At 45.9% G+C, this 1,327-nt stretch carries 1 rRNA gene; it reads left to right on the forward strand.

Annotated elements, in window-relative coordinates:
* Positions 1-124: 124 nt before the first annotated feature.
* Positions 125-1,327, forward strand: a 23S ribosomal RNA gene (locus tag BLP81_RS13490); the annotation flags it as partial.

The following is a 1,327-nucleotide window of genomic DNA, read 5'->3' on the forward strand; positions in this document are numbered from 1 at the left end:
CCTTTGGGGAGCTAGAGGGGAAAACGTTCATTGACATATTGAGAATATATAAGAATACGAGAGTAAGAGCATGCTTTTTTTTAGGAAGAAGTATGAGATTAAAATAACTAATAATTATCGAATAGATAAGCTTATTAAGGGCGTATGGGGGATGCCTAGGCTCTCAGAGGCGACGAAGGACGTGACAAGCTGCGATAAGCTGCGGGGATTAGCACATATGAGTTGATCCGCAGATTTCCGAATGGGGCAACCCACTATACTGAAGGTATAGTATTCTGGCTGTAATGGTCAGAAAGCGAACCCGGTGAACTGAAACATCTAATTAGCCGGAGGAAGAGAAAACAATAGTGATTTTGCTAGTAGCGGCGAGCGAACGTGAAACAGCCCAAACCAGTACTGTTACGGCAGTGCTGGGGTAGTAGGACTACGATATCTTGATACATTTTGAACCCAAATATTTTGGAAAGAATACCCATAGAAGGTGACAGGCCTGTAGGGGTAAGGGATGTATCGAGTAGTAGTATCCTGAGTAGTGCGGGGCACGAGAAACCTTGCATGAATCAGCCGGGACCATCCGGTAAGGCTAAATACTACTGAGAGACCGATAGTGAACCAGTACCGTGAGGGAAAGGTGAAAAGAACCTTGAATAAAGGAGTGAAATAGACCCTGAAACCATACGCTTACAAGCGGTCGGAGTCCCGTTTACGGGATGACGGCGTGCCTTTTGCATAATGAGCCTACGAGTTACCACCGTTAGCAAGGATAAATAATTCAGTTATGGATCCGTAGCGAAAGCGAGTCTGAATAGGGCGAATAAGTTAGCTGTGGTAGACGCGAAACCGTGTGATCTACCCTTGGGCAGGTTGAAGCTGTGGTAACACATAGTGGAGGACCGAACCCGTTGACGTTGAAAAGTCTTGGGATGACCTGAGGGTAGGGGTGAAAGGCCAATCAAACTCGGAAATAGCTCGTACTCCCCGAAATGCATTTAGGTGCAGCGATTAAATAGTTTTATAGAGGTAGAGCTACTGATTGGATGCGGGGGCTTCACCGCCTACCAATTCCTGACAAACTCCGAATGCTATAAAATGTTTTTAATCAGTGAGGGCATGGGTGCTAAGGTCCATGTCCGAGAGGGAAAGAACCCAGAGCATCAGCTAAGGTCCCCAAATATATACTAAGTTGAACAAACGAGGTTGGACTGCTTAGACAGCTAGGATGTTGGCTTGGAAGCAGCCATTCATTTAAAGAGTGCGTAACAGCTCACTAGTCGAGCGGTCCGGCATGGATAATAATCGGGCATAAGTATATTACCGAAGCTATGCT

Origin of the sequence: Psychroflexus sediminis (assembly GCF_900099815.1) — a bacterium.
Classification (GTDB): Bacteria; Bacteroidota; Bacteroidia; order Flavobacteriales; family Flavobacteriaceae; genus Psychroflexus; species Psychroflexus sediminis.